This window comes from Terrabacter sp. C0L_2, from assembly GCF_036352015.1.
GTDB classification, from domain to species: domain Bacteria; phylum Actinomycetota; class Actinomycetes; order Actinomycetales; family Dermatophilaceae; genus Terrabacter; species Terrabacter tumescens.
In genome coordinates, this window is the sequence record NZ_CP143557.1 from 3,713,842 (window position 1) to 3,739,799 (window position 25,958).

The 25,958-nt window shown below is 72.2% G+C and carries 28 protein-coding genes; 19 read left to right on the forward strand and 9 right to left on the reverse strand.

From position 1 onward, the window contains the following. The first annotated feature begins 24 nt into the window (after nucleotides 1-24). The 3 genes from U5C87_RS17095 to U5C87_RS17105 are packed head-to-tail and all read left to right on the forward strand — an operon-like array spanning nucleotide 25 to nucleotide 3,184. Nucleotides 25-1,083 (forward strand): acyl-CoA dehydrogenase family protein, encoded by a 1,059-nt coding sequence (locus tag U5C87_RS17095; protein ID WP_330473696.1) that lies wholly within the window; start codon nucleotides 25-27, stop codon nucleotides 1,081-1,083. Beyond that, entirely contained in the window at nucleotides 1,077-2,453 is a 1,377-nt protein-coding gene (locus U5C87_RS17100) for a bifunctional PIG-L family deacetylase/class I SAM-dependent methyltransferase (protein WP_330473697.1), read from the forward strand. Before U5C87_RS17095 ends, U5C87_RS17100 begins: the two co-directional genes overlap by 7 nt. After that, a complete protein-coding gene (locus U5C87_RS17105; protein WP_330473698.1) occupies nucleotides 2,450-3,184 on the forward strand; it encodes a glycosyltransferase in 735 nt (244 codons plus the stop codon). Before U5C87_RS17100 ends, U5C87_RS17105 begins: the two co-directional genes overlap by 4 nt. A 13-nt stretch (nucleotides 3,185-3,197) precedes the next feature. Here the strand turns inward: U5C87_RS17105 and U5C87_RS17110 are convergent, their stop codons facing one another. Then, nucleotides 3,198-3,656 carry an SRPBCC family protein gene (locus U5C87_RS17110; protein ID WP_330473699.1) on the reverse strand — a complete coding sequence of 153 codons (459 nt, stop codon included), beginning with the start codon at nucleotides 3,654-3,656 and terminating at the stop codon, nucleotides 3,198-3,200. Next, a complete protein-coding gene (locus tag U5C87_RS17115) occupies nucleotides 3,653-5,251 on the reverse strand; it encodes a phytoene desaturase family protein (RefSeq protein ID WP_330473700.1) in 1,599 nt (532 codons plus the stop codon). Before U5C87_RS17115 ends, U5C87_RS17110 begins: the two co-directional genes overlap by 4 nt. A gap of 122 nt (nucleotides 5,252-5,373) precedes the next feature. On the opposite strand from U5C87_RS17115, the gene U5C87_RS17120 reads away from it, so the two are divergent. Next, the gene (locus U5C87_RS17120) at nucleotides 5,374-6,330 is read left to right on the forward strand and encodes an SDR family NAD(P)-dependent oxidoreductase (RefSeq protein ID WP_330473701.1); all 957 of its coding nucleotides are present in this window, start codon (nucleotides 5,374-5,376) and stop codon (nucleotides 6,328-6,330) included. 62 nt (nucleotides 6,331-6,392) lie between these two features. Here the strand turns inward: U5C87_RS17120 and U5C87_RS17125 are convergent, their stop codons facing one another. Next, nucleotides 6,393-7,289, reverse strand: a complete 897-nt coding sequence (locus tag U5C87_RS17125) for an NAD(P)H-hydrate dehydratase (protein WP_330473702.1) — start codon at nucleotides 7,287-7,289, stop codon at nucleotides 6,393-6,395. Nucleotide 7,290: 1 nt separating this feature from the next. Beyond that, entirely contained in the window at nucleotides 7,291-8,085 is a 795-nt protein-coding gene (locus tag U5C87_RS17130) for a histidine phosphatase family protein (protein WP_330473703.1), read from the reverse strand. Nucleotides 8,086-8,335: 250 nt separating this feature from the next. Here U5C87_RS17130 and U5C87_RS17135 point away from each other — a divergent pair, with 250 nt between their 5' ends. Then, nucleotides 8,336-8,833, forward strand: coding sequence for a hemerythrin domain-containing protein (locus tag U5C87_RS17135; protein ID WP_330473704.1), 498 nt, complete (start codon nucleotides 8,336-8,338; stop codon nucleotides 8,831-8,833). A 279-nt stretch (nucleotides 8,834-9,112) separates the two neighbouring features. Here U5C87_RS17135 and U5C87_RS17140 read toward each other — a convergent pair whose 3' ends face one another. Together U5C87_RS17140 and U5C87_RS17145 are read right to left on the reverse strand one after the other, a co-directional pair. Further along, nucleotides 9,113-9,439: a hypothetical protein gene (locus U5C87_RS17140; protein ID WP_330473705.1), complete on the reverse strand. Its 327-nt coding sequence runs from the start codon at nucleotides 9,437-9,439 to the stop codon at nucleotides 9,113-9,115. Nucleotides 9,440-9,452: 13 nt separating this feature from the next. Beyond that, complete coding sequence (locus U5C87_RS17145) at nucleotides 9,453-9,893, reverse strand: Hsp20/alpha crystallin family protein (protein WP_330473706.1); 441 nt, start codon at nucleotides 9,891-9,893, stop codon at nucleotides 9,453-9,455. A 171-nt stretch (nucleotides 9,894-10,064) separates the two neighbouring features. Here U5C87_RS17145 and U5C87_RS17150 point away from each other — a divergent pair, with 171 nt between their 5' ends. Next, a complete protein-coding gene (locus U5C87_RS17150) occupies nucleotides 10,065-10,448 on the forward strand; it encodes a MerR family transcriptional regulator (protein ID WP_330473707.1) in 384 nt (127 codons plus the stop codon). A 16-nt stretch (nucleotides 10,449-10,464) separates the two neighbouring features. Here U5C87_RS17150 and U5C87_RS17155 read toward each other — a convergent pair whose 3' ends face one another. From U5C87_RS17155 to U5C87_RS17165, 3 genes are all read right to left on the reverse strand, one after another. Further along, nucleotides 10,465-10,728, reverse strand: a complete 264-nt coding sequence (locus tag U5C87_RS17155) for a DUF1905 domain-containing protein (RefSeq protein WP_330473708.1) — start codon at nucleotides 10,726-10,728, stop codon at nucleotides 10,465-10,467. 88 nt (nucleotides 10,729-10,816) lie between these two features. Beyond that, complete coding sequence (locus U5C87_RS17160) at nucleotides 10,817-11,203, reverse strand: VOC family protein (RefSeq protein ID WP_043415599.1); 387 nt, start codon at nucleotides 11,201-11,203, stop codon at nucleotides 10,817-10,819. A gap of 78 nt (nucleotides 11,204-11,281) precedes the next feature. Continuing rightward, nucleotides 11,282-14,107 carry an FAD-binding and (Fe-S)-binding domain-containing protein gene (locus U5C87_RS17165; RefSeq protein WP_330473709.1) on the reverse strand — a complete coding sequence of 942 codons (2,826 nt, stop codon included), beginning with the start codon at nucleotides 14,105-14,107 and terminating at the stop codon, nucleotides 11,282-11,284. Nucleotides 14,108-14,123: 16 nt separating this feature from the next. Between U5C87_RS17165 and U5C87_RS17170 the strand changes: the two genes are divergently transcribed. The 13 genes from U5C87_RS17170 to U5C87_RS17230 all read left to right on the forward strand — a co-directional run bounded on the left by U5C87_RS17170 (nucleotide 14,124) and on the right by U5C87_RS17230 (nucleotide 25,572). Continuing rightward, nucleotides 14,124-14,840, forward strand: coding sequence for a GntR family transcriptional regulator (locus tag U5C87_RS17170; RefSeq protein ID WP_330473710.1), 717 nt, complete (start codon nucleotides 14,124-14,126; stop codon nucleotides 14,838-14,840). A gap of 58 nt (nucleotides 14,841-14,898) precedes the next feature. Then, nucleotides 14,899-16,110: a phosphoglycerate dehydrogenase gene (gene serA, locus U5C87_RS17175; RefSeq protein ID WP_330473711.1), complete on the forward strand. Its 1,212-nt coding sequence runs from the start codon at nucleotides 14,899-14,901 to the stop codon at nucleotides 16,108-16,110. An 88-nt stretch (nucleotides 16,111-16,198) separates the two neighbouring features. Further along, nucleotides 16,199-16,984: an ROK family protein gene (locus U5C87_RS17180; protein WP_330473712.1), complete on the forward strand. Its 786-nt coding sequence runs from the start codon at nucleotides 16,199-16,201 to the stop codon at nucleotides 16,982-16,984. Nucleotides 16,985-17,127: 143 nt separating this feature from the next. Then, on the forward strand, nucleotides 17,128-18,714 hold the full coding sequence (locus U5C87_RS17185) for a DNA polymerase IV (protein WP_330473713.1): 1,587 nt from the start codon (nucleotides 17,128-17,130) through the stop codon (nucleotides 18,712-18,714). Between the two features lie 53 nt (nucleotides 18,715-18,767). Continuing rightward, nucleotides 18,768-18,971 carry a hypothetical protein gene (locus tag U5C87_RS17190; RefSeq protein WP_330473714.1) on the forward strand — a complete coding sequence of 68 codons (204 nt, stop codon included), beginning with the start codon at nucleotides 18,768-18,770 and terminating at the stop codon, nucleotides 18,969-18,971. Nucleotides 18,972-18,993: 22 nt separating this feature from the next. Then, the gene (locus tag U5C87_RS17195; RefSeq protein ID WP_330473715.1) at nucleotides 18,994-19,743 is read left to right on the forward strand and encodes a hypothetical protein; all 750 of its coding nucleotides are present in this window, start codon (nucleotides 18,994-18,996) and stop codon (nucleotides 19,741-19,743) included. A gap of 81 nt (nucleotides 19,744-19,824) precedes the next feature. Then, nucleotides 19,825-20,472 (forward strand): helix-turn-helix domain-containing protein, encoded by a 648-nt coding sequence (locus U5C87_RS17200; RefSeq protein WP_330473716.1) that lies wholly within the window; start codon nucleotides 19,825-19,827, stop codon nucleotides 20,470-20,472. Continuing rightward, a complete protein-coding gene (locus U5C87_RS17205) occupies nucleotides 20,469-21,209 on the forward strand; it encodes a class I SAM-dependent methyltransferase (protein ID WP_330473717.1) in 741 nt (246 codons plus the stop codon). The genes U5C87_RS17200 and U5C87_RS17205 overlap by 4 nt, the downstream gene beginning before the upstream one ends. Next, nucleotides 21,206-21,808, forward strand: a complete 603-nt coding sequence (locus U5C87_RS17210; RefSeq protein WP_330473718.1) for a hypothetical protein — start codon at nucleotides 21,206-21,208, stop codon at nucleotides 21,806-21,808. The genes U5C87_RS17205 and U5C87_RS17210 overlap by 4 nt, the downstream gene beginning before the upstream one ends. A gap of 364 nt (nucleotides 21,809-22,172) precedes the next feature. Continuing rightward, nucleotides 22,173-22,841 (forward strand): lytic transglycosylase domain-containing protein, encoded by a 669-nt coding sequence (locus tag U5C87_RS17215; protein WP_330473719.1) that lies wholly within the window; start codon nucleotides 22,173-22,175, stop codon nucleotides 22,839-22,841. A 200-nt stretch (nucleotides 22,842-23,041) separates the two neighbouring features. Next, nucleotides 23,042-23,917 carry a hypothetical protein gene (locus tag U5C87_RS17220; RefSeq protein WP_330473720.1) on the forward strand — a complete coding sequence of 292 codons (876 nt, stop codon included), beginning with the start codon at nucleotides 23,042-23,044 and terminating at the stop codon, nucleotides 23,915-23,917. Nucleotides 23,918-24,026: 109 nt separating this feature from the next. Further along, a complete protein-coding gene (locus U5C87_RS17225; protein WP_330473721.1) occupies nucleotides 24,027-24,914 on the forward strand; it encodes an MBL fold metallo-hydrolase in 888 nt (295 codons plus the stop codon). A 79-nt stretch (nucleotides 24,915-24,993) separates the two neighbouring features. Then, the gene (locus U5C87_RS17230; protein ID WP_330473722.1) at nucleotides 24,994-25,572 is read left to right on the forward strand and encodes a DUF2231 domain-containing protein; all 579 of its coding nucleotides are present in this window, start codon (nucleotides 24,994-24,996) and stop codon (nucleotides 25,570-25,572) included. The last annotated feature ends 386 nt before the right edge of the window (nucleotides 25,573-25,958 follow it).

The window sequence follows — 25,958 nt, forward strand, 5'->3', positions numbered from 1 at the left end:
GGAGCCCTCGTGATGGTGCGGCCCGTGCACCTTGCTGACGCCCCACCGCGCGACGCGACCGTCGAGGCGGTGATCGCCGACCTCGACCCGCAGGCCGATCCGCTCGCCGCCCTCGAGCTCGTGCGGCGCCACCCGAGCGCCTTCCCGCTGCCGGGACGCGGCGAGACCGCTGCGTTGTGGACCTCCCTCGCGTCGGTCGCCGCCGTGAGCCTGACCGCCGCCCGCGCCGTCGAGCCGCACCTCGACGCGCTGTCGATCCTCGCCGAGGCGCGCTCGGCCGGCCACGCGGTCCCGGACACCACCGAGGCGGCGACGTGGGGCGTCTTCGCGGCGGAGGGCCCCGGGGTGCGGCTGACCGCGACGGACGACGGGGCCGCCGGCGCCCTCGGTGCGCGTCTCGACGGCACCAAGCCGTGGTGCTCGCTCGCGGGCACCCTCTCGCACGCCCTCGTCACCGCGTGGGACGGGGAGACGACGCGGAGGTTGTATGCCGTCCCGCTGGGTGAGGACAACGGCGTGACGGTCCAGCCTGCGGCGTGGTTCGCCCGCGGCCTCCCGACGGTGACGAGCGGTCCCGTGGCCTTCGAGCACAGCGGGGCCGCCCCCGTCGGGCCCACCGGGTGGTACCTCGAGCGACCCGGGTTCGCCTGGGGCGCCATGGGGGTCGCCGCGATCTGGTTCGGTGGCGCGGTCGGGGTCGCGCGCCGGCTCGTCGGCGGCGGACGTGAGCCCGACCAGATCGCGCAGATGCACCTCGGCGCGGTCGATGCCGCTCTCTGGGCGGCGAGGACGACGCTGGCCGACGCGGCTGTGCGCGTCGACGACGGGCGGGCGACCGGGGCCGACGGCTCGGCACTCGCGCTCCGCGTCCGCCACGTCGTGGCCCGGGCCGCGGAGACGGTGCTCGAACGCGTCGGCCACGCGACCGGCCCCGCGCCGCTCGCCCTCGAGGACGACCACGCCGGACGGGTGGCAGACCTCCAGCTCTACCTCCGTCAGGAGCATGCCGAGCGTGACGAGGCGGCCCTCGGGCGACTCCTGCTCGACGGCGACCGGAGCGCCCGGACCGGACCGCCGTGGTGACGGCCCCCGGCAGTCCGGCCCGGGACTTCACCCATTCCGAGGCCGGCACCCCCGAGGACCTGTGGCGCGAGCGTCCCGAGTGGGATCACGCGGTCCGCGTGGGTCGCCCGGCCGAGACCGGCGCTCGGCGCCTGGTCGTCGTGGCGGCCCACCCGGACGACGAGACGCTGGGCGCCGGCGGTCTCATCCACCAGGCGGCGCGGGACGGCCTCGAGGTCGTCGTCCTGCTGCTGACGGACGGCGAGGGATCGCACCCCGGGTCTCCCTCGACGAGTCCGGATGACTTGGCGCGGCTCCGGGTCGAGGAGTCCCGCGCAGCCCTGCGCCGCCTGGCCCCGGAGGGGATGCTGCAGCGACTCGGCCTGCCCGACGGGTCGGTCCCTGACCACGAGGACGCCGTCGTGACGGCCCTCGTCGACGTCGTCGGGGAGGAGGGCGGCAGGACGCTGCTCGTGGCTCCCTGGCGCGCCGACGGCCACTCCGACCACGACGCCGCCGGGCGCGCGGCGGCTGTGGCCGCGTGGCGCACCGACGCGACGCTGTGGGAGTACCCCGTCTGGCTCTGGCACTGGTGCGAGCCGGCGCAGGCGCCGTGGGCCGACCTGCAGGTGCTGCCCCTGCCCGACGAGGCGCGAGCGGCGAAGGACGCGGCCGTGGCCCTGCACCGGACCCAGGTGGCTCCGCTCTCGGACGCCGCAGGAGACGAGGCCGTGCTCCACGACGGCATGCTCGAGCACTTCCGTCGGGACGTCGAGGTCTACCTCCGGCTCGGGCCCGTGCGCGACGACACCCTGGAGCGACTCCACGAGTCGGCCGACGACCCGTGGGAGGTGCACACGAGCTGGTACGAGCAGCGCAAGCGGGACGTCACGCTGGCCGCGCTCCCCCGTCGCCGCTACTCCCGCGCCCTCGAGGTCGGCGGCTCGGTCGGAGCGCTCTCCGCAGAGCTGTCCCGGCGGTGCGACCGGCTCACCGTCGTCGACGAGAGCGCCAGCGCGACCCGTGCCGCGCGGGAGTTCCTCGACTCGACGGATGGCATCGGCGCGGTGTCCGTCGAGCAGCGGAGCGTCCCCGAGGAGTGGCCGGACGGCCGCTTCGACCTCGTCGTCGTCTCCGAAGTGGGCTACTTCCTCAGCCCGAAACGCCTGCAGCAGCTGGTCGCCCGCGTCGAGGCCTCATTGGACGAGGACGGTGCGGTCGTGCTGTGCCACTGGCGGCACCCGGTGCGCGGCTGGCCCCTCGACGGGGCACGCGTGCACGAGATCTGGCGCGATGCCTCCCGGCTGCCCGTCGTCGTGACGCACGTCGAGGACGACTTCCGGCTGGACGTGCTCTCCCGCACCACGGCGCACCGGGCGGGGTCGTCGTGAGCGCCGCTGCACCCACCGGAGACCTGACGCACGTGCACGTCGTCGTGCCCGCCAACGACGAGGAGGAGCTGCTGCCCCGCACGCTCTCGACGCTGGACGCCGCCGTGGCCGAGCTCCGCGCCGCGCGCCCGGCCATCGCGGTGGACGTGACGCTGGTGCTCGACGCGTGCACCGACGGGTCGCGTGACGTCGCCCGTCGACACGCGGACGTGCGCGTCGTCGAGGTGGGCTGTCGCAACGTCGGTGCCGCCCGGGCGCAGGGCGTCGCGTCCGCGACGGACTGGGTGCCGGCCACGGAGCGCGGTCGCCACTGGGTGGCCAACACCGACGCGGACTGCGCCGTCCCCGCCGACTGGCTCGTGCGCCAGGCGATCCTGGCCGATGCCGGGGTGGACCTCGTGACGGGCACGGTCGAGCCCGACCACCACGACCTCGACCCTGCCGTCCTGGCGCGATGGCGATCGCTCCACCAGCTCCGCGAGGGGCACCACCACGTCCATGGCGCCAACCTCGGCGTGCGCCTGTCGAGCTACGTGGAGAGTGGCGGCTTCGAGGCCCTCGTCGTGCACGAGGACGTGGGCCTCGTCGAGCGCGTGCGCGGCTCGGGCGGCACCTGCGTGGCCTCCGACGCCCTGCACCTTCGGACATCCGGTCGTATGCGTGGGCGCGCGCCGGGCGGGTTCGCGCACTTCCTCAGCGAGCTCGACCAGAGCACGTCGCTCGCCGGCTGACGCGGGTCGTCGGTCAGGGCTCGGAGCGGTCCCCGCCCGCCGAGGCCTGCTCCGCGAGGATCGCCAGTCGTTGCAGGGACTCACGGTTGCGACGGTCGAGCACGAGGTCCCGAGCGGCCTTGGGGATCAGGGCGGCAGGGCCCTTGGTGGCGTCTTCCTCCATCGTGACGTCGGTGCCGGCACCGTTGGGGCGACACGAGATGCGCACGGTGCCTTCCCCCGAGGGCCAGGCTCGCACCGTGAGCTCGAGCAGCGTCGGACGCTCGCAGGCGCGGACTGTCGTCGCGTCGTCGATGAGCATCGGCCAGGCGCCGACGGAGTGGTGGATGTGGGAGCCCTCCGCCGGCCAGCCGGGAGTGACGTCTCGCACGCGCGAGGCCCCGACCACCCACTGGCCGTAGCTCCATCCGTCGGACAGCACGTCGAAGACGGCGTCGGGTGTGGCGTGGATCGTACGGGTCGTGGTGCTCATGTGCGCCTCCAGGGGGGTCGGATCGTGTGGTGCCACAGGGCGGCTCGGGCGGCATTGGCGCCGCACGCACCGTGCACCCCGCCGCCGGGGTGGGCCGAGGCCGATGCGAGGTAGAGCCCCTTGACCGGTGTCTCGGGCCGTCCGGAACCCGCGACGGGGCGGAAGACGAGCTGCTGATGCAGACCGGCGGTGCCACCGTTGATGGCGCCTCCCACGAGATTGGCGTCGCGGGCCTCGAGCTCGCGCGGACTGAGCACTCGACGGGCGATGATGCGGTCACGGAACCCCGGGGCGCGGCTCTCGACACGCTGCTCCATGCGCTCGGCCATCGCGTCGAGGTCGGCTTCGTCCCAGGTGCCACGCACCTCGCGCAGGTCGGACCTGCCGGCCCCCGCATCACCCCGAACTCGTTGTGGCACATGGGTGTACGCCCACAGGGCCTCGTGCCCCAACGGCACCCGGCTGGGGTCGGCGACGCCCATCTGGCCGACGAGGAGGAACGGCTGCTCCGGCACGAGCCCGGCGGCGACCTGGCTCCCCGAGAGGCTCAGTCCGTCCAGCGACTCCGCGATGTGCACGGTGCCCGGTGACAGCTCGGGCGCACCCGCCCACGGGACGGCGCCGTCGAGGGCCCAGTCCACCTTGATCGTCGAGGGGTCCCACTCGAAGCGGCCCATGCGATGCCGCAGGCGGGTCGGAAGCTGGTCCCACGGCACGAGGCCGCCGTAGAGCGCAGGCGCCGACACGTCGGCGAGGACGGCCCGTCCGACGGAGAGCTCGCGGGACGCGGTCCGCACGGCGACCGCGCGACCGTCCTGCACGCGTACGCCCTCGGCTCGTTCCCCGAGGCACAGCTCGCCTCCGCGGGACTCGAGGCGACGGACCATGGCCGCCGAGAGCTCGCCGGCACCGCCACGCGGGACCGGGAAGCCCACGGTCTGCCCGAGCAGGGCGAGCAGGAGTCCCATGGCGGCTGAGCCGGGCGACTCGAGCCCGATGTCGGCGTGGGCCGAGTTGCCCGCGACGAGCATGCGGGCGGCCTCGCCGCGGAAGAGCTTCTCCGTCAGACTGCGGGCGGGCATGAGCATCTCGCGCACCAGCTCCATGCCCCCGGGCCTCAGGACCTGGCGCCCCAGCCCCGCACCCCCGCGGACGGGAGGGAACGGGCTGAGCAGGCAACGGATGAGGTCGTCCCCGACGCGGTCCCAGGTGTCGCAGAGCGCCAGCCAGCTGTCGCCGTCGCCGCGGGCCTGCTCGTCGAGCCCCGCAGCGGTCGCGCCACGGTCGCGGTGCAGCACGCCCCACCGACCGTCGGGGAAGGCGTGGCCGAGCACGGAGGGCGCCTGGACCCATTCGAGGCCGTGCTCCTCGAGGCCGAGACCACGTATCGTCGGGGACCCGGCGGCGAGGGGGTAGAACGAGCTGAAGGTGTCGTGGACGTGGCCCGGCGCGACCGAGTCGTCGCTGCGGACGGCGCCCCCGGGGGTCTGCTGCTCCTCCAGGACGACGACCGACCAGCCGGCGTCCACGAGCAGGTTGGCAGCCACGAGCCCGTTGGGCCCACTGCCGATGACCACGGCATCCGTCGTCGTCACGATGTCCTCTCGTCCGGTGGTCGTGCCGTACCCGCTGCCCTCGCGGGCTAACCGGACGTTTGCGACACACCCGCACCGGGCACGTCGCCTGCATGGATCCGACGACACCGGGGAGCCCGGCGATGCCCCAGACCTCTCCCCCGACGCCGGTCGTCCTCGTCACGGGCGCCTCCAGCGGGGTGGGCCTCGCGGCCGCCCACGAGCTCGCGCGACGCGGCCGGCGACTTGCCCTGCTCGCCCGCGGCGAGGAGCCGTTGCGACGGGCGGCCGAGGAGTGCCGCGCCCTCGGCGCCCCGTCGGTCCTGGTCCTGCCCGCCGACGTGCGCGACGACGCAGCCGTCGCACGTGCGGTCGCCGAGGTCGTGCGGCTCGAGGGGAGCCTGGACGGGGTGGTCAGCTGCGCAGGCGTCGTGGCCTACGGGCGACTCGAGGAGCTGTCCGCGGACCTCTTCGACGCCGTGGTGCAGACCAACCTGCTCGGCTCGGCCAACATGCTGCGGCACGCGCTCCCGCACCTGCGCGCCCGGCGCCGCGGCTCGGTCGTGCTCGTGGGCTCGATGATCGGTCACATCGCCGTCCCCACGATGAGCGCCTACACCGTGAGCAAGTGGGGCGTGCGCGCGCTCGCGCGGCAGGCGCTCGTCGAGAACCGCGACGTGCCCGGCCTGCACGTCTCCTACGTCTCGTTGCCCGGCATCGACACGCCCATCTACCGACAGGCTGCGTATGCCGGGGGGCCGGCCGGGCAGCCGCCACCGGTCGTGTGGTCGGCCGAGAAAGCCGGCGGCCTCGTGGCCCACGTCCTCGAGCACCCGCGGCCGGTCACGCACGGCGGCGCCTTCGACGGGGTCACCCGGCTCGGCTTCGTGCTGCTGCCGCGGGTCTTCGACGCCTGGGTCGGGCCCCTGTTCGGCCGGCTCGCGTCCGACCGGTCCGACGTCATGCCGCCGACGGAGGGGAACGTGCGGCGCAGCGTCCCTGAGGACAACCGCCTCGAGGGCGGGCACGGTTCAGGTGTCGGCGCCGCCATCAGGCACGTGAGCACTGCGGTGCGACGGGGCCTCGGTCGTCGGACGTAGTCCCGTCACGGCCGGCCTCCTGGGCGGGAGTCCACCCCGAGGCGAGCCGGGCACGCGGGGCGTCACTCCCGGCCGTGCTCCTCTGCCTCCGTCCTGGCCAGCTCCTCGGGGATCGCCAGGACGACGTCACGGGCCAGGAATCCCGGTCGTGACTGCTCGAGGCGCTCCCCCGCCCGGGCGTGGATCCAGGCGCCCCACAGCGCCGCCACCTGGGGAGATGCGCCCCGCCCCACCAGCCCTGCGACGGCGCCTGCCTTGACGTCACCGGAGCCCGCTGTGGCGAGCGAGGTCGGGCCGGCGTCGGAGCACCAGGCGTCACCGTCAGCCGTGGCGACGTAGGAGGTGTCGCTGCCGCTGAGGACGACGGCCCCCGTCGCCTCCGCGAGCTCGCGGACTGCAGAGAGCAGGTCCTTCTCGACCGCCTTGTCGGACCGTCCCAGCATGGCGGCGACCTCGGTGACGTTGGGGGTGAGCAGCACCCGGCCCTCGAGATGACGCACCCCGTCGGCGCGATGCGTCAGGTAGGCCGTCCCGAGCGCGTCGAGGACGAGGTCGACCTCGATCTGCGGGATGACGTCCGCCAGGAAGAGATTCGCGGCCTCAGGGTCCCCGAGTCCGCAACCGGCCAGCACGACGTCGGCCCCTTCCGCGAGCTCGACCACGCGGTCGGCACCGGCAACGGCGAGCTCCCCGTCGTGCGTGGCGGGCAGGGGCTCGACGAAGGCCTCCGGCAGCGCTGCGGCCACCGCGGCCGCGGTGTCCTCGGCCGTGGCGACCTGCACCTTGCCGGCGCCGAGGCGCAGCGCGGTCTCGGCGGCCAGCAGGACGGCTCCCGGTGTCTGGCGGGCGCCTCCGACCACCAGCACCGTGCCGCGCTCCGACTTGTCCCCGTCGGTGGCCGGCAGCGGCATGCTCCGCAACAGCTGAGGGTCGACGGGCACGGGTGTCTCGTTCTGCATGTCAGGCGCTCCCTCGTTCTACGGCGGGCTCGGGCGTGGGCTCACGGGTGCTCTCCACCGCCGAGACGTCGAGGTGCCGGGTGTCTGCGAAGCTGACGAGCTCGAGGCTCGCGCCGTCCCGGCGCCGGTAGCGGGTCAGGGAGCAGTTGCCCAGCGGCTCGTTGCGGTCGACGTCGAGGAGGGACTGCTCGTCGAGCCCCTCGAGCACGAGCCGGAAGCTCATGATCACCGCCTGGTGGGTGAAGACCCACACCCGGCGGTCCGGGTAGACCTGTGCGAGGTCGCGGACGACGTGGCGCACCCGCAGCGCGACATCGGTCCAGCTCTCACCTCCCGGCGGCCGGTAGTAGAACTTCCCCAGACGGGCCCGCCGCTCCGCCTCGTCCGGCAGGGTCTCGCGGATCCCGACGCCGGTGAGCCCGTCGAGGATGCCGAGGTCACGCTCGCGCAGCCGCTCGTCGAGGACGGGGTCGAGCCCGACCGCCGAGGCGACGACGTGCGCCGTCGAGGCGGCCCTGGCGTACGGCGAGGAGAGCACCACCTCGGGTGCGTCGGCTTCACCCGTCGCCACGTGGCGGGCGAGCACCTGCGCCTGTCGTTCTCCGCGCTCGGACAGCGGGGTGTCAGGGTCACGGGTGTCGAGCTCCAGGCGACCGGCGCCGCGTCGGCGAGCATCGTCGTCGGCGACGTTGCCGACGCTCTCGCCGTGGCGCACGAGCACGAGCTCCGCGACCTGCGGGCCTCCTGGCTCGGCGGTTGCACGGCCGGGTCCTGCATCAGTGGGTTCGAACGACACGCAGACTCCTCCTCGTCGACGGACGCCCCCGAGGAGCGCCCGGTCCCGCTGCCGGGTGCCTGACGGGTACCCACCACGCGCCGACCCAACCGGGGAGCTCATGCCGGTCACGCCACGCGCCCGGTGCGGTCCACGGACGGGCTCGAGCGCAGAAAGAGCTCGTTGGCCGTCGGGCGGGATGGGTACGAGGACCACGAGGGGTCGCCACCGGCGCCCCGACACCAGATGAGCCACACCCGGAGGAGCCCACATGTCGACGGACGCCATCGTCCTGCTCAAGGACGACCACCAGGAGGTCCGCAAGCAGTTCCGAGCGTTTCGCAAGGCCGACCTGACGCCCGTGCAGAAGCAGGGGATCGTCGACACGATCCTCGAGCTGCTGACCGTGCACACCTACATCGAGAACGAGGTGATGTACCCACGCGTCCGTGAGCTGCTGCCCGACCTCGAGGACGACGTGCTCGAGTCGTACGAGGAGCACCACGTCGCGGATGTGCTGTGCGTCGAGCTCTCCACCATGGACGCGACGGACGAGCGCTTCGACGCCAAGACGACGGTCCTCATCGAGAACGTCGAGCACCACATGCAGGAGGAGGAGCAGGACTGGTTCCCGAAGGTCCGCGAGGGGCTCGGGCGCAAGCAGCTGCAGGAGCTCGGCGAGGAGCTGCTGGCGGCGAAGAAGAAGGCCCCGCGACGTCCGGAGCAGCCGAGCGCCATGAAGAAGGCCATCGACGCCGTCGTCTCCTGACGACACCGGCGATACCGAGCAATCGAGAGAAGGAGCACCCTGTGAGCGGACAGATCCCCCCCGTCCCCATCGAGACCGAGCCCGACAGCCCCTGCGACTGCGCCAACTGCCCTGAAGGCTGCACGTGCGACTCGTGCAGCTGCGAGGACTGCACCTGCTCGCGCTGCAGCCACGCAGCCTGACCCTCGCGCACACACGTCGCGTCCTCGGGTGGCACGAACCCACCCGAGGACGCGACCTGCGTGTCGTGGCTGTATCTCGGTGAACCCACCTCCTCCTTCAGCTCAGTTGACCCGTCCGGACTGGTCCTCGCCCGAACGGGGGCGAGCGCTCCCGCTCCGGCTGGCGTGACGGCATACGCCATGAACGACTCGCGACCCGGACCGCCTCGGAGACGACGCGTCCGTCCGGACGCCTGCCGGGCTCGGTCGGCTCGCACCGGTGCGGCGGAGGAACCCGTGGCTGCTCCGGCCACCCGGCGGCGATGATCGCCTCGAACTCAGCGGCCAGCAGCTCCTCGTCGGCGCACATCAGCTCGACGAAGAGCTCGTCGACGGCCTCCTCGACGGCAGGGAAGGAGTCGCCAGGGAGGATCGGCGTGACCACGACCGCCACCGCCTCAGCTCGTGATGGCCTGACGCTCGTCCTGGTGGGCGATGGCGATCTTGCGCGGCTTGGCCTTCTCCGCCACAGGGATCGACAGGGAGAGGACTCCTGCGTCGTAGCTCGCCTCGATGCGCTCGGTGTCGAGGCTGTCGCCGAGCACGAGCTGCCGGCTGAACACGCCCCTCGGACGTTCGGCGGCGATGAGGTCCGCGTCGCTCGCCCGCGGCGGCCGCTCGGCCTTGACGGTCACGACGTTGCGCTCGACGTCGAGGTCGATCGAGCGCGGGTCGACGCCCGGCAGGTCGAGCTCGACGTGGAAGGTGTCCCCGTCGCGCCAGGCGTCCATCGGCATGGCCGAGGGTCGGGCGAGGGTGCCGGCCGCCCCGAAGGCGAGCTGGGCCACGCGGTCCAGGTCTCGGAAGGACTCTCGGAAGGGGTCGGTGCGCATCAGCATCGTCTTCACCTCCATCGTGTCAGGTGATGCTCCACGGTGACCACGATCGCCCGTTGCGATCTATGGCATGCGCTATAGATTTTTTGTAGCACCCACGAGATGATCATGCAAGAGGTCGCGGCGAGGAACGTCGGGCCCTTCACGGGATCCCAGGAGAGGAGGCGCGCGGACGTGCCGAGCCGACCCGATTCCGACCCCGCGAACGACCCCGCGAACGACCCCGCCAACGACCCCGAGGACGACCTCGATCGCGGCGTGTACGGCATCACCGTGGCCGCGGAGCTCGTCGGCCTCGAGGCGCAGAGCCTGAGGCTCTACGAGTCACGGGGCCTGCTGACGCCGGACCGCACCAGTGGAGGCACTCGCCGCTACAGCGCCAACGACCTGACGAGGCTGCGGCGGATCGCCGAGCTCATGGCGACCGGTGTGAACCTCACCGGCGTCGGCATGCTGCTCGACCTGCAGGACGAGAACACCCGGCTGCGCAGGGAGATCGACGCCCGACCGGATGGACAGTCCCGGTCCCGGGCCGCGGCGCGGCAGTCCGGCGCCTGATCGGCGACGGCCGAGGTCAGCGCTCCGGATCGGCGCCGAGATCGACCTCGACCTCGTCGCCGGAACCGCGGCCCGTCTGCTTCCGGGTCTCCGCGTTGAACGAGACGAGGTAGCGGCCGCCCATGACGCCGATGGTGGTCCGATAGGTGTAACCACCGTCGATCGTGACGATGACCGGCACGCGCTTCCCGCGGCCGAACGCCAGCACGGTCGACTCGGGCACCACGATGCCGACGTTGTTGCCGCCGGTGGACTCGAGCACCGTCCTGAAGGTCGTCATGCGAGCGACACTAGTGGCCGGGGCGACACACGATGCCAGCCTTGACCCGGGTCTTTGCAGAGGAACGGCCCGCGAGGTGATTGGCCGCTCAGGACCGCTTGGCGACGAACTCGACGAGCGTGCCGTCGGGGTCACGCACGACGGCGTTGCGGTTGCCGTTGCCGGTGTCGTGCGGCGCCGTCAGCGCGGTAACGCCTGCGGCCGTGACCGCGTGGAACGTGGCGTCCACGTCGTCGACCCAGAAGACGAGCGACATCGCCGCGCGCCCGGTCTCGACCTCGATACCGTGCACGCGCTTCGCCGCCTCTGCCGAGCTGATCGCCAGGACGAAGCCACCGGCCCTCATCTCGACGTGCTCGGGGACTCCCTCCCTCGGCGTCCGAAAGTACTCGGGCAGCCCGAGCACGCCTTGGTAGAAGCCCAGAGCCTTCTCGATGTCCTGGGTGAACACGTTGACCAAGCCGGAGGTGACCACGTGCCCACGCTAGGCGACCGACTCGCGACGCGCAGTGCGGACGCCCGGCCATCCCCGTGCCGGTGCCCGCGCGTCGGATCACCCTGTGGAGGAACCGCCCGGACGTGCCGCGTCGAGGAGCTGCGCCAGATGCACGGACGGCCGTTCGCGCAGGTCCGCCACCTGGGTGCGGCACGAGAAGCCGTCGGCCAGCACGACCGCATCGGGCGCCGCGTCGATCGCGGGCAGCAGGTTCTGGCCCGCCACGGCGACCGACACCTCGTAGTGGCCGATCTCGACCCCGAAGTTGCCGGCGAGCCCGCAACAGCCGGACAGGGTCTGGACCGTGGCTCCGGTGGCGGCGAGCAGGTCGGCGTCGGCCTTCCAGCCGAGGACCGCGTGGTGGTGGCAGTGCGGCTGGGCCACGACGGTCGTGCCCGTCAGGTCCGGGGCCGTCCAGTCCGGCGTCTCGGCGAGCAGCTCCGACAGCGTGCGGACGCTCGACGCCACGAGGGCGGCGTCCTCGTCGCCGGGGAGCAGCTCGTGGATGTCCGAGCGCAGCACCGCCGTGCAGGACGGCTCGATGCCGACGACGGGGATGCCGGCCCGCGCGTCGGGGGCGAGCGCGGCGACGGTCTTCCGCAGGATGCTCCTGGCCGAGTCCAGCTGTCCCGTCGTGATCCAGGTGAGGCCGCAGCACACCGAGCCGCTCGGCAGCCTCGGCTCGTAGCCGGCGTCGCGCAGCACCCGGACCATGGACTCGGCCACCTCGGGCGAGAAGGAGTCCGTGAACGAGTCGGCAAACAGCACAACGGGTTTCAGCTCGGACCGTCGTGGCGCGAAGGTGCGACGGAAAGGCCTCGCGGCGAAGGCCGGGATCGTGCGTCGGCGGTCGACGCCCGCCATCCACAGGGCCACGGGCTTGAGGAGCGGCAGGGTGAGAGCTCGGTTGGCCACCCCGGGCACCCGTCCGGCGAGGCGTGACCACATCGGCAACTTGCCGAGCGTGTAGTGGGAGCGAGGGCGCAGCCGACGACGGTACGTCTGGTGCAGCACCTCGGACTTGTAGGTGGCCATGTCGATGCCGGTGGGACAGTCCGACGCGCACCCCTTGCACGACAGGCACAGGTCCATCGCGTCGTGGACGGACGGGTGCGACCAGGGCAGCTCACCGCGGACGACCTCCTGGAGCACCCGCGCGCGTCCGCGCGTGGAGTCCTTCTCCTCACGGGTCGCGAGGTACGAGGGACACATGACGCCACCGGCCGCTGAGTTGTCGGCCCGGCACTTGCCGACCCCGGTGCAGCGGTGCACCGCCTGGGCGAGGTTCCCGTCGTCGTGCGGGTAGGCCATCGCCAGGCTGAGGACCGGGAAGTGGCCGGCCGGTCGCACGTCGGCGTCCACCGGGTCGGGATCGACGAGCACGCCGGGGTTGAGCAGGTTGCCGGGGTCGAAGGCGTGCTTGATGCCGCCGAAGAGCGCGATCGCGTCGGCGGAGTACATGTGGGGCAGCAGCTCGGAGCGGGCTCGTCCGTCGCCGTGCTCACCGGACAGAGATCCTCCGAATCCGCCTACCAAGCGGGCGGATTCGGTGAGGAACTCGCGCATGGTCGCCGTGCCGTGCGGTTGGTCGAGCGGCAGGTCGAGCCGGACGTGCATGCAGCCGTCGCCGAAGTGGCCGAACGGTGCCGAGGTCATGCCGTAGGAGCTGACGAGCTCGTCGAAGGCGGCGAGGTACTCCCCCAGCCGAGCGGGCGGCACCGCGGCGTCCTCCCACCCGGGCCAGGCCGGCTTGCCCGACGGGGCCCGGCCGGCGAGCCCGGCACCGTCCTCTCGGATGCGCCACAGTCGTGCCTGCACGCGCGGGTCCTGGACGACGACCGCGTCGTCAGCGAGGCCCTCCCCGACCAGCGCGCGGGCTCGGGCGGTCACCTCACCGAGGTCCTCACCCGCGAACTCGACGAACAGCCAAGCCTGCCCGCGTGGCAGAGGCGGGATCGCATCGGGGCCGCGACGCGCACGGAGGACGTCGATGAGTCGGGAGTCGAGGCCCTCGCAGGAGGTCGGACCGTGCGCGACGACTGCGGGCGCGGCCTGTCCGGCGCTGACGATGTCGCGGAAGCCGAGGACGACGACGACGCGCACCGGCGCGTCGACGACGAGCTTGACGGTCGCCTGCGTGATGACGCCGAGCGTCCCCTCCGAGCCGACGAGGGCCTGGGTGAGGTCGAAGCGCTCGGGCAGCAGGTGGTGCGCTGCATAGCCGGAGACCTGTCGCCCGAAACGGTCGAACTCGGTGCGCGCCGTCGAGAGGTGACGCGACATCACGGCACGGACGCCGGCGATCACGTCGTCGGCTCCCCGGGCACACGGCATACCACTCTCGTCGTAGCCGGTGGAGAGGAACTGCCCTGCGGCAGTGAGGAGCTCGAGTCCCGCGACGTTGTCGGAGGTGCGTCCGTAGGCCAGCGAGCGGGAGCCGCACGCGTTGTTGCCGATCATCCCGCCGATCGTGCAGCGTGGGTGCGTCGAGGGATCGGGACCGAAGCGTATGCCGTGCGGGGCGGCCGCCTTCTGCAGCACCGCGTGCACCGTCCCCGGCTCCACGACGGCCGTGCGGGTCTCGGGGTCGACGGACAGCACGCGGCCCAGGTGACGGGAGAAGTCGAGCACGACACCACGACCGACCGCGTTGCCCGCTACCGACGTCCCGGCACCGCGGGACGTGACCGGGACGCCCGTCTCGCGGGCCACGGCCAAGGTGGCGGCGACGTCGTCGACGTCACGCGGCCGCACGACGGCGAGCGGGGGGATGCGGTAGAGCGACGCGTCGGAGGAGTACATGCTGCGCGTCCCCGCGTCGGCGCGAACCTCGAGCCCGGCGCGCTCGAGCGCGTGCACCACGTCAGCAACCACCTCGACCATGAGTAACATGTTACGCATGGTTCGGCTGTCCCTCTCCCGCGGCGCACCCTCGCTGGCCGACGCGGTCGTGGACTCGATCCGCGCCGGCGTCGTCGCCGGCGAGCTCGTGCCGGACCGGACCTACTCCGTCTACCAGCTCGCCGAGGTGCTCGACGTCTCGCGCAGCCCGGTCCGTGAGGCCCTGCTGCGGCTGGCCGAGGCCGGGCTCGTCGAGATCGAGCGCAACCGCGGCTTCCGGGTGGTGCTCCCCCGGGCCAGCGACATCCTCGAGATCTTCGAGATCCGCCTCGCCCTCGAGCCGGACGCCGCGCGCCGCGCCGCCGAGCACGCGAGCGACGACGAGCACGCAGCCATCAGGGCGGCCTTCGAGGCCCTGGGCGCGGCCGTCCACGACGAGGACCGCTTCTGGGTCGCCGACCAGCAGCTGCACGACTGCCTGGTGCGGGCCGGCGGCAACCGCCGCGCTGCCGCGATCATCGAGCGGCTCCGGGCCACGACCGCCCTGCTCGGGCCGCCCACGACCACCGCCGGACGCACCCTGCCGGAGATCTGCGACGAGCACGAGCCCATCGTCGCTGCGGTCCTCGCGCGCGACGGCGCCGCGGCGGAACGCGCCATGCGCCACCACCTCGAGCACACCGGCGGCCTCCTGGCCCGCACCCTGCGGGCCGACCCTGCTGCGCCGACCGGCGTCTCACAGAGCGCCCACCGGCACGCCGCGGCCGCCGGATGAGGCAGCCTGAAGAGCGACACGACCCGACAACGACCACGACACCAAGGAGAAGACACGCGTGAAGGTGCTGCTGCTGGAGAACGTCCACTCCGTCGCCCAGGAGACGTTCCGCCGCCACGGCTTCGACGTCGAGACGCGCACGGGATCACTGGGCGAGGCCGAGCTCATCGAGGCCCTGAAGGGTGTCTCGGTCGTCGGGATCCGGTCCAACACCAAGGTGACCCGCGCCGTCCTCGACGCCGCCCCCGACCTGCGCGCCATCGGCTGCTTCTGCATCGGCACCAACCAGGTCGACCTCGAGCACGCGACGAAGCTCGGCATCGGCGTCTTCAACGCGCCCTTCTCCAACACCCGCAGCGTCGTGGAGCTCGTCATCGGTGAGATCCTCGCCCTCGCGCGCCGCCTCCCCGAGAAGACGCAGCGGATGCACGACGGCGTCTGGGACAAGTCGGCCAAGGGTGCCTACGAGACCCGCGGCCGCACGCTCGGCATCGTCGGCTACGGCAACATCGGCACGCAGCTGTCCAACATGGCCGAGGCCATCGGCATGCGCGTCGCCTTCTTCGACACCGCGGACCGTCTCGCGCACGGCAACGCCCAGCGCATGGGCTCGCTCGACGAGCTCCTCGAGGAGTCCGACGTCGTGAGCCTCCACGTCGACGGCCGGCCCGGCAACGCAGGCCTGTTCGGCGCGGAGCAGTTCGCCAAGATGAAGCCCGGCGCAGTCTTCATCAACGCCTCTCGCGGCATGGTCGTCGACGACCTGGCCCTGCGCGAGCACATCCTGAGCGGTCACCTGTCGGGCGCCGCGATCGACGTCTTCCCGGTCGAGCCCAAGGCCCAGGGCGACCTGTTCGAGTCACCCCTCCGTGGCCTCGACAACGTCATCCTCACGCCCCACGTCGGCGGGTCGACCGAGGAGGCACAGGAGGAGATCGGCACGTTCGTGTCGAGCAAGCTCTCCGCATACATCCTCGACGGCGCCACCGCGCTGTCGGTGAACCTCCCCGACGTCGCCCCGGCCGCACGCGAGGGGGCGTTCCGGATCGCGCTGCTCCACCGCAACGTCCCGGGAGTGCTCGCCTCGATCAACCGCACCCTGGCCGAGGCCGGCGCCAACGTCATCGGCCAGTCGCTCGCGACCCGCGGCGAGCTCGGCTACGTCGTCACCGACACCGACGACCACGTGACTCCCGAGACCCTCGAGTCGCTGCGCCACGTCGCCGAGGCCGTCCACCTCGAGACCTGGCACCAGGACACCTCCGCCTGACGGTCTGAGCACGGGCTCGCTGACGAACGGGCTCGCGGACCTCGTCCTGGCGCCAGCCAGGAAGCCGCGCCCGTGAGAGGGTCACGGCATGTACGTGGGCGTCGACATCGGAGGGACGAAGCTGCTCTGCCGTGCCGTCGACGCCGACGGTCACGTCGTCGCCCAGCGCCGGACCGCCACCGGCCCCGAGGCTCGGCCGGCCGAGCTCGACGCGGCCATCGACGCCTTCGTCGAGGACCTCGACCCACCCGGCGATCCCACGTCGTTCGATGCCGTGCGGGCCGTCGGCGTCGCGGTCCCGGTCGGCACCCTCCTCAACGACGTGCGCGCCGCCCTGACCGGCGTGCTCACCGAACAGCCACAGGTCGGTGACGTGGCGGTGGTCGTGGTCGGCACCGGCATCGCCACGGCCTTCACGGGGGCGGGCCAGGTGCATGCAGGGGCGAACGGCTGGGCCGGCGAGCTCGGCAGCATCCCGCTCGTGGCGCCCGGCCCCACGGCTCGACGTCCGGGAACGCTCGACGAGCTGGCTTCGGGTGCAGCGGTGCTGAAGGCCTTGCAGCTCACACCCGAGGACGTGACGGCGCGCGCCCGCGCCGGCGATCCAGAGGTCCGATCCGCGATCACCGCGGCGGGACAGGCCCTCGGTGCAGGTTTGGCGACCCTCGTCTGCCTCGTCAACCCGCGCCTGGTCGTGCTGGCCGGCGGCACCCTGGCCTACCCGGGCTACGTCGATGCCGCGATCGAGGCCGCGGCAGGGCTCGCCCTGCCCGATCCTTGGCTCGCCTGCGCCGTCCAGGTGGACCCCGACCCGGACACCCTGGTGGTGCGCGGCGCCACGCATGCCGCACGCGCAGCCGCAGCCCCGGTCTGACCGGCGCGCTCTCCTGAAGACGGCGATCCGGCTCGAGCGGACGGGCCTGCTTGCTCGTCCGTCCGCGTACGGCAGAGTGAGTCGGTAGTCCGGCGACCCACGGGAGCCGCCGGCCCAGGAAAACGCGGGAGGAGGGCGGAGCAGTGCGTGAGGACGCGAGCGTCATGCACGTGGACGCCGACGCCTTCTTCGCCTCGGTCGAGACCCGGCACAAGCCGTCCCTGGCGCGGTCCCCGGTCCTCGTCGGCGGGACCGGCCCACGAGGGGTCGTCGCCACCGCGAACTACGCAGCGCGCGCCGTCGGGTGCCGGTCGGCCATGCCGATGTCCCAGGCGCGGGTCCTGTGCCCGGCCGCGACCGTGCTCACACCCCGCTTCCCCGCGTACGCCGCGCACAGCGCCCTGATCATGGACACGCTGCGGCAGCTGTCACCGCTCGTGCAGCCCGTCAGCCTCGACGAGGCGTTCGTCGACCTGGCCGCGGGACCGTTCGCTGCCGACCCGGTGACGGCCGCTGACCTGGCACGCCGGCTCATCTACAACCGGTCAGGGCTGGTGGTCTCCGTCGGGCTGGGCCGCTCGAAGCTCATCGCCAAGCTGGCGTCCGACGCGGACAAGCCACACGGGTTCACCGTCGTGCCCGGTGAGAAGGAGGACGAGTTCCTCATGCCGAAGCCGGTGGGCGCCCTGTGGGGTGTCGGCCCTGCCACGGAGGCCACCCTTCGCACCCTGGGCATCCGCACCGTCGCGGACCTGCGCGCAGCCGGGCGTGATGACCTGGTGCGGGTCCTCGGGGACGCCGCAGGATGGAACCTGTATCGGCTCGCGCGCGGGGACGACCCCCGCCCTGTCGTCGTGGAGCGCGAGGCCAAGAGCGTGGGTGCAGAACGGACCTTCGCCCAGGACCTGCTTCGGTGGGAGCTGCCGGGCGCGCTCGAGGACGTCCTCGCACGGGCGCTGCGCCGGCTCGGGCGCCAGGGCGGCGGGGCACGGACGGTCACCGTCAAGGTCCGCCTGTCCGACTTCACCACCCTGACCCGCTCGGTCACCCTGGCCCACCCGACCGCCGAGGCCGACCAGCTGCGCGAGGCCGCAGACGCGGCGCTCACGGCGGCGAACCCGGTCGAGCCGGTCCGCCTCCTGGGGGTGTCCCTGTCCGGGCTGACCCACTGGGCGCAGCTGCGTCTGCCGCAGGACGAGGCCGGCGGCGCTGCTGTCGACGGCCTGCTGGACTCTGAGGTCCTTGCAGAGGAGCCCACCGGCAGCTCGACGTCGCTGGATCCTGTCCCGACACCGGACGAGAGCCACCTCCCGGACGATGCAACGCTCGATGAGGTCGTCGGCCGCCTCGCCTTGGAGGACGATGCGGACGACGGGGACGAGGAACGGCTGCCGGCACCCCTGACCCCACACACCGTCGCGCTCGGCCTCGACGTCTCGCACCCGGATCACGGCGCGGGCTGGGTGGTGCGGGACGAGGACGGTCTGGTCACCGTCCGGTTCGAGGGCCCGAACACCCGCCCCGGACCGGATCGCAGGTTCGACATCCGTCGGGAGCTGCTCATGCGGGTGCACCCGCCGGAGCCATGCCCCCCGGCACGCCTGACATCGCTGGCGACGCTGGGCAAGGCTGATGAGCTCACCGCGATGCTGCTGCCGGACGAGTCGACTCGCCGGACCCCGGACGGTTCCGCGGGCACGCCTGCGGGCTCTCGTGACTCTCAGGTGTAACGCTCTCCCCGTCGTGGACAGGTGATGGACGTCGGCCCGTCGGGTCGCGTGGTGTGCTGTTCGCCGGCACGCACTTGGAAGTGCTCACGTATGCCGCATGCCGCGTCGCGCAGCCGTCTGACACCGCGGACGTGGTCGCCAACGCGTTCCTCGTGACCTGTCGCCGGATCCATGAGGCGCCCACCGGCGCCGAGGTCACGATTGCCGCACGCTGTCGCGCGATCGGCAGACCTGATCGGCTGCCGCTTCTAGCCTGACGGGCAAGGACAGGGGGACGTGATGGGCGGGACCAAGGCCGTCGCCGGAAAGGCGCTGCGGGTCGTCCTCATCGTCATCGGTGTCGGCGTCGCCGGCTATGTCGGCCTGATGCTGCTGCTCTTCTACGGGTTGCGGGAGCCGTATCCGTATCTCGACGTCTCCAACGAGACCGGTCGCCCGCTGCTCATCGAGCGTGCGGACACCCTGAACTCTCCGGGCGGGGCGGGGTGGAGCTCGCTCGTGTGGGGCACGAAGGGGTACTGGCAGGCGTCCGGCAGCCAGCAGTGCGACCGCGACCAGCTCGTGGCTCGCGACCTGCAGGGCACCGTGGTCGCCCGCCGCGAGGGCGCCTGCAGCTCGGACAACTGGACCATCACCGCAGACGGCTTGCCTCCAGCGCCCCGGTACCAGCGCGAGCCCGTCCCGCCTGACCAGGTCGAGGCCCGGCTCGTCCTTGGTTCCTACGGGACGGAGATACCCGTGGCCACGTGGTGGCGGTCACTCCCGCAGACCCTCAGGCAGGCCGCGGCCGCAGGACCACAAGCGGGAGTGACGGTGCACGGCCCCTTCGTCGAGAACGACCAGCTGACGTTGTACGTCCGGGGCCCTTCGGCGGCCACGGTCCTGGAGTTCGCCCGCACCCAGGTGCTGCGCCCCTCACCCGGCAGGGTCTACGCCTTCGTCAGCGCGCCGGGCGAGCCTGCTCCGAAGACCGGAACATCGGTGCTTCTCGACGCCACGACCCGGCCGACGACCGCCCGCACTCGCTGAGAAAAGCGCGTGAGCTGATTCGCAAGTCTTCTTGCGCAAGCCCTCTTGCGCTTTCTCTGGCAGTAGGGCACCGTGGGCGGCGTGACGGATGACCCACCGCGCCTGTCCCCCACCCGGCTCATCGACCCGAAAGCGGTTCTCGCGGTCACGCATCCGGTCAGAATGCGACTGCTCGGGGAGCTGTCCCGGAGCGGAACGGCTCGCGCCGTGGATCTCGCTGCGGCGGTGGATGAGCCGGCGAACTCCGTGAGCTTCCACCTGCGTCAGCTGGCCAAGCACGGCTTGATCGAGGAGAACCCGGAGCGGGCCGAGAACGGGCGTGAGCGCTGGTGGCGCCTGACCTCCGACCGTGGCTTCGAGATCGACCTCGACGCGATGCTGCGCCGCGACGGCGGTCAGCCTGCGGTGGTCACGGTCCGGCGTGTGGCGGAAGCTCACGTCCTTGCGCTGCATCGGGCCGTCCACCGGACGCCGGATCCGACGGACGTCCCCAGCGGCGAGCGCCGCACCATCAGCGACGACTTCGCGGTGCGCCTGAGCGACACCGAGCTGCAGCAGATGCGCCGCGAGGTGGCCGAGCTCCTCGACCGTTGGACGGACATCTCCCGCACCCTGACCGAGGTCGAGGACGGCCAGGAGCGCCACGCGTACTACGGGGTCGTCCTGGGCGCCCTCGTCCAGGACATCTCCGCCGTCGACGACGCACCTCAGAGGGAGCAGCATCCATGACCGACACCGCCTACACCGTCCCTTCCACGCCCGATGCCCCTGGCGCCCTTGTCGCAGCTGACTACGACGACTTCGCCGCCACGTACGCGGCAGCCAACGACACCAGCCTGTTCAACGCCTGGTACGCCCGACCCGAGATGCTGCGCCTCGCCGGCGACGTCACCGGCAAGCGAGTCCTCGACGCGGGCTGTGGCCACGGTCCGCTCATGGCCGATCTGCGCGAGCGCGGCGCCGACGTGGTCGGGTTCGACCTCAGCCCCGCCATGGTCGGCATCGCCCGGGAGCGCCTCGGCAGCGACGCCGACGTCCGGGTCGCTGACCTGTCCGAACCGCTGCCGTACGACGACGACGAGTTCGACGTCGTCACCTGCTCGCTCGCACTCCACTACGTGCAGGACTGGGCGCCGGCCCTTGCCGAGCTGCGCCGGGTCCTCAAGCCCGGCGGGCAGCTCCTCATCTCGATCATCCACCCCTTCGTCTACGCGTTCTGCTACCAGGACCAGGACTACTTCGCCCTGACCCGGTACTCCGAGGACCATGAGCACGACGGCGCCTCGTTCACCCTGACCTACTGGCACCGGCCCCTGCAGGACGTCTTCGACGCCTTCCTCGACTCCGGCCTGGTCATCACCGCGGTGACCGAGCCAGCCGCCGTCCCCGAGACTCCCAGCGAGCTGCTGCCCCCGACGGGGCGCCGCTTCATCTGCTTCCTGTTCTTCGTCCTCGAGTCGCCATGACCGCGCCGCCCGCCGTCATCGACCTCGACGCACTCGACGCAGGTCGCCGTGCGTGGCTTCAGGGCCTCCTGGCGTCCGGGTCGGTCCTGCTTCGGCGAGAGGGGACCACCGTCGGGACACTCGTGTACGCGCCCGCGGTCCTCGAGGGCGAACTCATGCCGCCCTCATCGACCGCGCACACCGACGCCCCCGGCGACCTGCGCGAAGGTCCCAAGGTCCTCGCGACGACGATGCGTCTCAGCGGCCGGGCGCGTGAGCTCCTGCGCGAGTCCTTCGGGCGGGACTGGGTCGTCCTCGACTTCCACGACGCGCCGGACACCGCCGACGTCGTTCTCACCTCGCCGTACAGCCCGCGGCTGATCCACCGCTGGAGCGAGCTCTTCCCCCACGCGCAGATCATCGTCACCGAGATCCTCGACCCCGACCTCTGCCTGGACATCGCCGGCCCCGTCGGCCGACTGCTCGACGCGGGCGCCCACGCCTACCTGCCACCGAGACCGCTCGAGCGCGTTGCCGAGAACGTGCAGATCTACCTCGCAAGCCGGTCCGCCAGCGCACTGAGCTCGTCGTCGACCGGCACCCACCAGCTCGACTCCTGACAGCACGCATACAGCGCCCGACACGTCGGCTCCGCGCCGATGTCCCGCACAGCGCGCCGGCAGGACCGTTGACACGGCTCTGGAGTCTGATCCACCAAGATGGCGGTATGCGTGGAAGTTCCTTGGATGTCCGGTCCTGTGCGGCCATGAAGGCCGCCCTGGCGGCACAGCGGCAACTGACCGCCGACGACCTCACCGGCCGGTTCGGCTGACGGTGCCCAGACGTTCGCGACAACGCCCGCGCCCCTTCTCGGCCCAAGCGGCCGTACTCGTCCTCCCCCTCGCCCTCCTGGGCGCGGCATGGTTCGCCGGCCACCGGTCCGGCAGAGTCGTCGAGGCGCCGGCGTCAAGGTCCCTCGTCAACATGGTCGACATCTCCGCCCTGACCGCGCCTGCCGTGCGCGATGCCGAGGCAGGGTCAACGCGGGACGGCCGTGATGCCAACGCTGAAGGGGTCATGGCCGCACCTGACCCGGCGTGGCTGGCGCGCACCGCCAAGCGCACCGGGATCCCTCTCGTGGCTCTGCGCGCCTACGGCAGGGCCTCGATCCTCGAGGCCACGTCCCGCCCCGGGTGCCACCTGGGCTGGGCGACGCTGGCAGCCATCGGTGAGGTGGAGTCCGCCCACGGGACGATCGCCGGAACTCGCCTGCTCAAGGACGGCCGCACCTCCCCGCGCATTGTGGGTCCGGCGCTCGACGGCGAAGGCGGGGTGGCCGCGATCCGGCCCGACCCGGACGGAGCACGCATGCACGGCGACGACACCTGGGAGCACGCCATCGGCCCGATGCAGTTCCTTCCCAGCTCATGGCGCACCTTCGGCGCCGACGCAGACGCGGACGGCGTCGTGGACGCCTCTGACATCGACGATGCTGCTTTCGGGGCGGCGCGGCACCTGTGCTCAGGCGGGCTCGACCTTCGAAGTGGCTCGGGCTGGACGCGAGCCGTGCTGCGCTACAACGCCTCCGACGCGTATGTCCGCAAGGTGTTCAGCGCCGCCGAGGCCTACGGCCGGTCGGCCTCGAAAGGCTGACAGGCGAGCTCGAAGCACACCGAACCCATCCGCATCGGCCGCCATGGGACGGGCAACCTGACCGCACCGCCGAGGTGGCCCCGGTGGCCGCTCAGCTCCGGTCGCACCATCATTCGGACCTACGCGTCGACGTCGTGGGGCTGGCTTCATCCTTGGACGTCACGGCCCAAAAGCAGGGTCGAGTTGGGACGATGGCTCGTGTGGACGAGACCCTTTCCCAGCTGCTCGCACCGGCGCGGCAGCGGAGCGCGATCGAGTGGCTCGCGGCGTGGTGCTCCGATCGAGCGGACGTGTCGTCCTTGTCAGTGGGGTGTTCGATCGGCCGCGGGGTCGCCGATGAGCTGTCCGACGTAGACGCCGCCATCGGTGTCATGGCACCCCGTGGGCTCGTCGGACGAGATGTCATCGAAGAGGTGGAGAGCGCGCTCGTCGCCTCACTCGGCGAGGCGGGCGAGGTGGTCGACGTGCTGCGGGACGGCTCGACCTCGCACGAGCGCGTGATCCGGCGTGTGTTCGTCCAGTACGCCGATCGCCTCCAGCTGGACCTCGCCGTGGTCGCCGAGGAGGACGTGCGCCGCGGTGATGCTGCGCCGGACTTCATCACGGTCTACCGGGCCGCCACCGCTCCCCCATCGGTCGACGCACAACGATCCGCGTACGCGGTGTCGGCGGAGCAGCTCCACGAATGGGCGTTTCGCGGGTGGCGCGCCTTGCTCGATGCCGACAAGTATCTGCACCGGGGATCGTTGTGGGAAGCGCATGCTCGGCTGCACGAGGCGCGAGAGGTCATCTGGCAGCTGTGGGCCGCAGGAAGGGGAACGTCGTATCCACAGCACGGACTGCCGCAGGTCCTCGACGACAGCCCCGAGGACCTGCCGCCGCACATCGAGGACACGGTGGCCGGCGTCGACGCCGCCGAACTGCGAGAGGCGCTCACGGCCGCAAGCACGGTCCTCACCCGATGCACCGCTGCCTGCGCCCCGCGGTTGAGCACCGAGCCGCCGATAGCTGCCTACGCCCGAACAGTCCTCCACCATCCTGTGGGCGCCGAAGGGCCATCGCCACAGCAGAGCTGAGCCGTGCGGCCCGCACCCGGACAGCCGAGGGTTTGTGGCGCGCCAAGTGGGTACTCCCATCGCATGCGGGCCCGGATCGACGGTCCGCCCGAGCGCCGACGGAGATCTCATGGACGACTCGTCGACTGCCGACACCGCGCGGACCGGAGACGCTGAGCCGACGTCGCTCCCCCAAGCCGCACTGACCTTCATCGGGACGGCCACGACGGTGATCGAGCTCGGCTCGTTCACCCTGCTCACGGATCCCAACTTCCTGCACCGGGGCCAGCGGGCCTACCTCGGCAAGGGCCTGTGGTCGCGTCGGCTCACCGACCCTGCGATCACCGTGGAGCAGCTCCCGCGTCTCGACACGGTCCTGCTCTCCCACCTGCACGGAGACCATTTCGACCGAGTAGCCCGCCACGGACTGAGCCGTGACGTTCCTGTCGTGACCACTCAACAGGCGGCCCGTCGCCTGAGCCGCTGGGGCTTCACGACCCAGGGGCTCTCCTTCTGGGACCAGGTCAGCATGTCGCACGGTGAGGAGGATCTGACCATCACGTCCGTCCCGGCGATCCACGCCCGCGGACTGCTGCGCGCAGCCCTCCCGCCCGTCATGGGCTCGGTCGTCGAGCACCGCGTCGCGGGCAGGCTGCGGCACCGCCTCTACGTCAGCGGTGACACTCTGACGGGGAGCCACCTCGACGGGATCCGGTCACGTTTCCCCGACATCGACACCGCCGTCGTCCATCTCGGAGGCACACGGATCCTCATGCACACCGTCACCATGGACGCGGACCAGGGAGTGGACTTCGTCCGGAGGACCTCTCCCCGACAAGCAGTGCCGGTGCACCACTCGGACTACGGCGTCTTCCGTTCGCCACTGCGGGATTTCCTCCGCGCGACGGACGATGCCGGCCTGCGCGTCATCCGTCCGGTCGGACCGGGTGAGCGGCTCGACCTCACGGACCCGGGCCTCCCTCCGGAAGCGGGTCGGTTCCCCCGGCGGCCCGGCTGAGCGTCCGTGCCAATCTGGTGACCGCCGCCTCCTCGGTGGCTGGCGGTTCACCGGCTCGGCGAGCGGGTAGAGGGCGGGCATGGACGTCACTGACAGCTCAACGACCCGCTCCCCCGCCGCCACCCGACTGCTCGGGCGCCTCGTCGAGGATCGCGCCGCGATCGACGCCCCTGCAGGCGCGCTCGCGCCGTTGGCCGCGCTGGCCAAGGGTCGCGGGACCTGGAGACGGGTGGTCACCGGTCAGGTCGTGGGCCACGCAGCCCACCCGTTCCTGACCGACCTTCCGATCGGCTTCTGGACGTCCGCGTCGCTGCTCGACGTGGCGGGCGGACCGGGCGCCGCCGGCGCGGCGCGACGGCTCGTCGCCGCAGGGCTCGCCTCTGCCCCAGCCGCGGTGCTGACCGGACTCGCCGAGTACGACGGCCTCGGGGTGCGGCAGCGTCGCGTGGCAGCCGTCCACGCCTCCCTGAACGCGGCGTCGCTCGTGCTGTATGCCGCGTCGTGGGCGGTGCGGCCGCGTCGGCGAGGTCTCGGGGTGGGCCTGGCGTTGGGTGGGCTGTCCGTGTCCGGAGCCTCGGCCTACCTGGGCGGGCACCTGGCCATCGGCGAGAAGGTCGGCACGAGCTCGTCCACCGCGACAGGGCCCACGCCGTCCTGAGCGCGAGCGGCGTTGTCGCGCAGTGTGGCCCGACCGTCACAGCTCCTCGCGAACCCCGCCCTCGTGAGGGACCGACACCAAGCCGTCCGCGGCCGACGCCGTCATGACGTTCGCACCGGCGCCACGGCGACCGGTCGACAGCACGTCACGGTGCCGTACGTCCTCGAGCTCGAACGAGAGGGCTGCCTAGGTGGTATCGAGTCCCAGCAGCAAACCGACGCCGTCGGCGCTCGAGACCCAGCCCCGCGACGCGGCGAGCTCACCGATGCCCGTCACGGCGAAACGGAGGGGCCTGCCAGTTGCAGCATCGCTGAGGCCACCGTGGCCACCGCGGCGACCATGAGGCCGAGAAAGCCCAGCGGCAGGGGGCTCCCGAGTGGACGCAC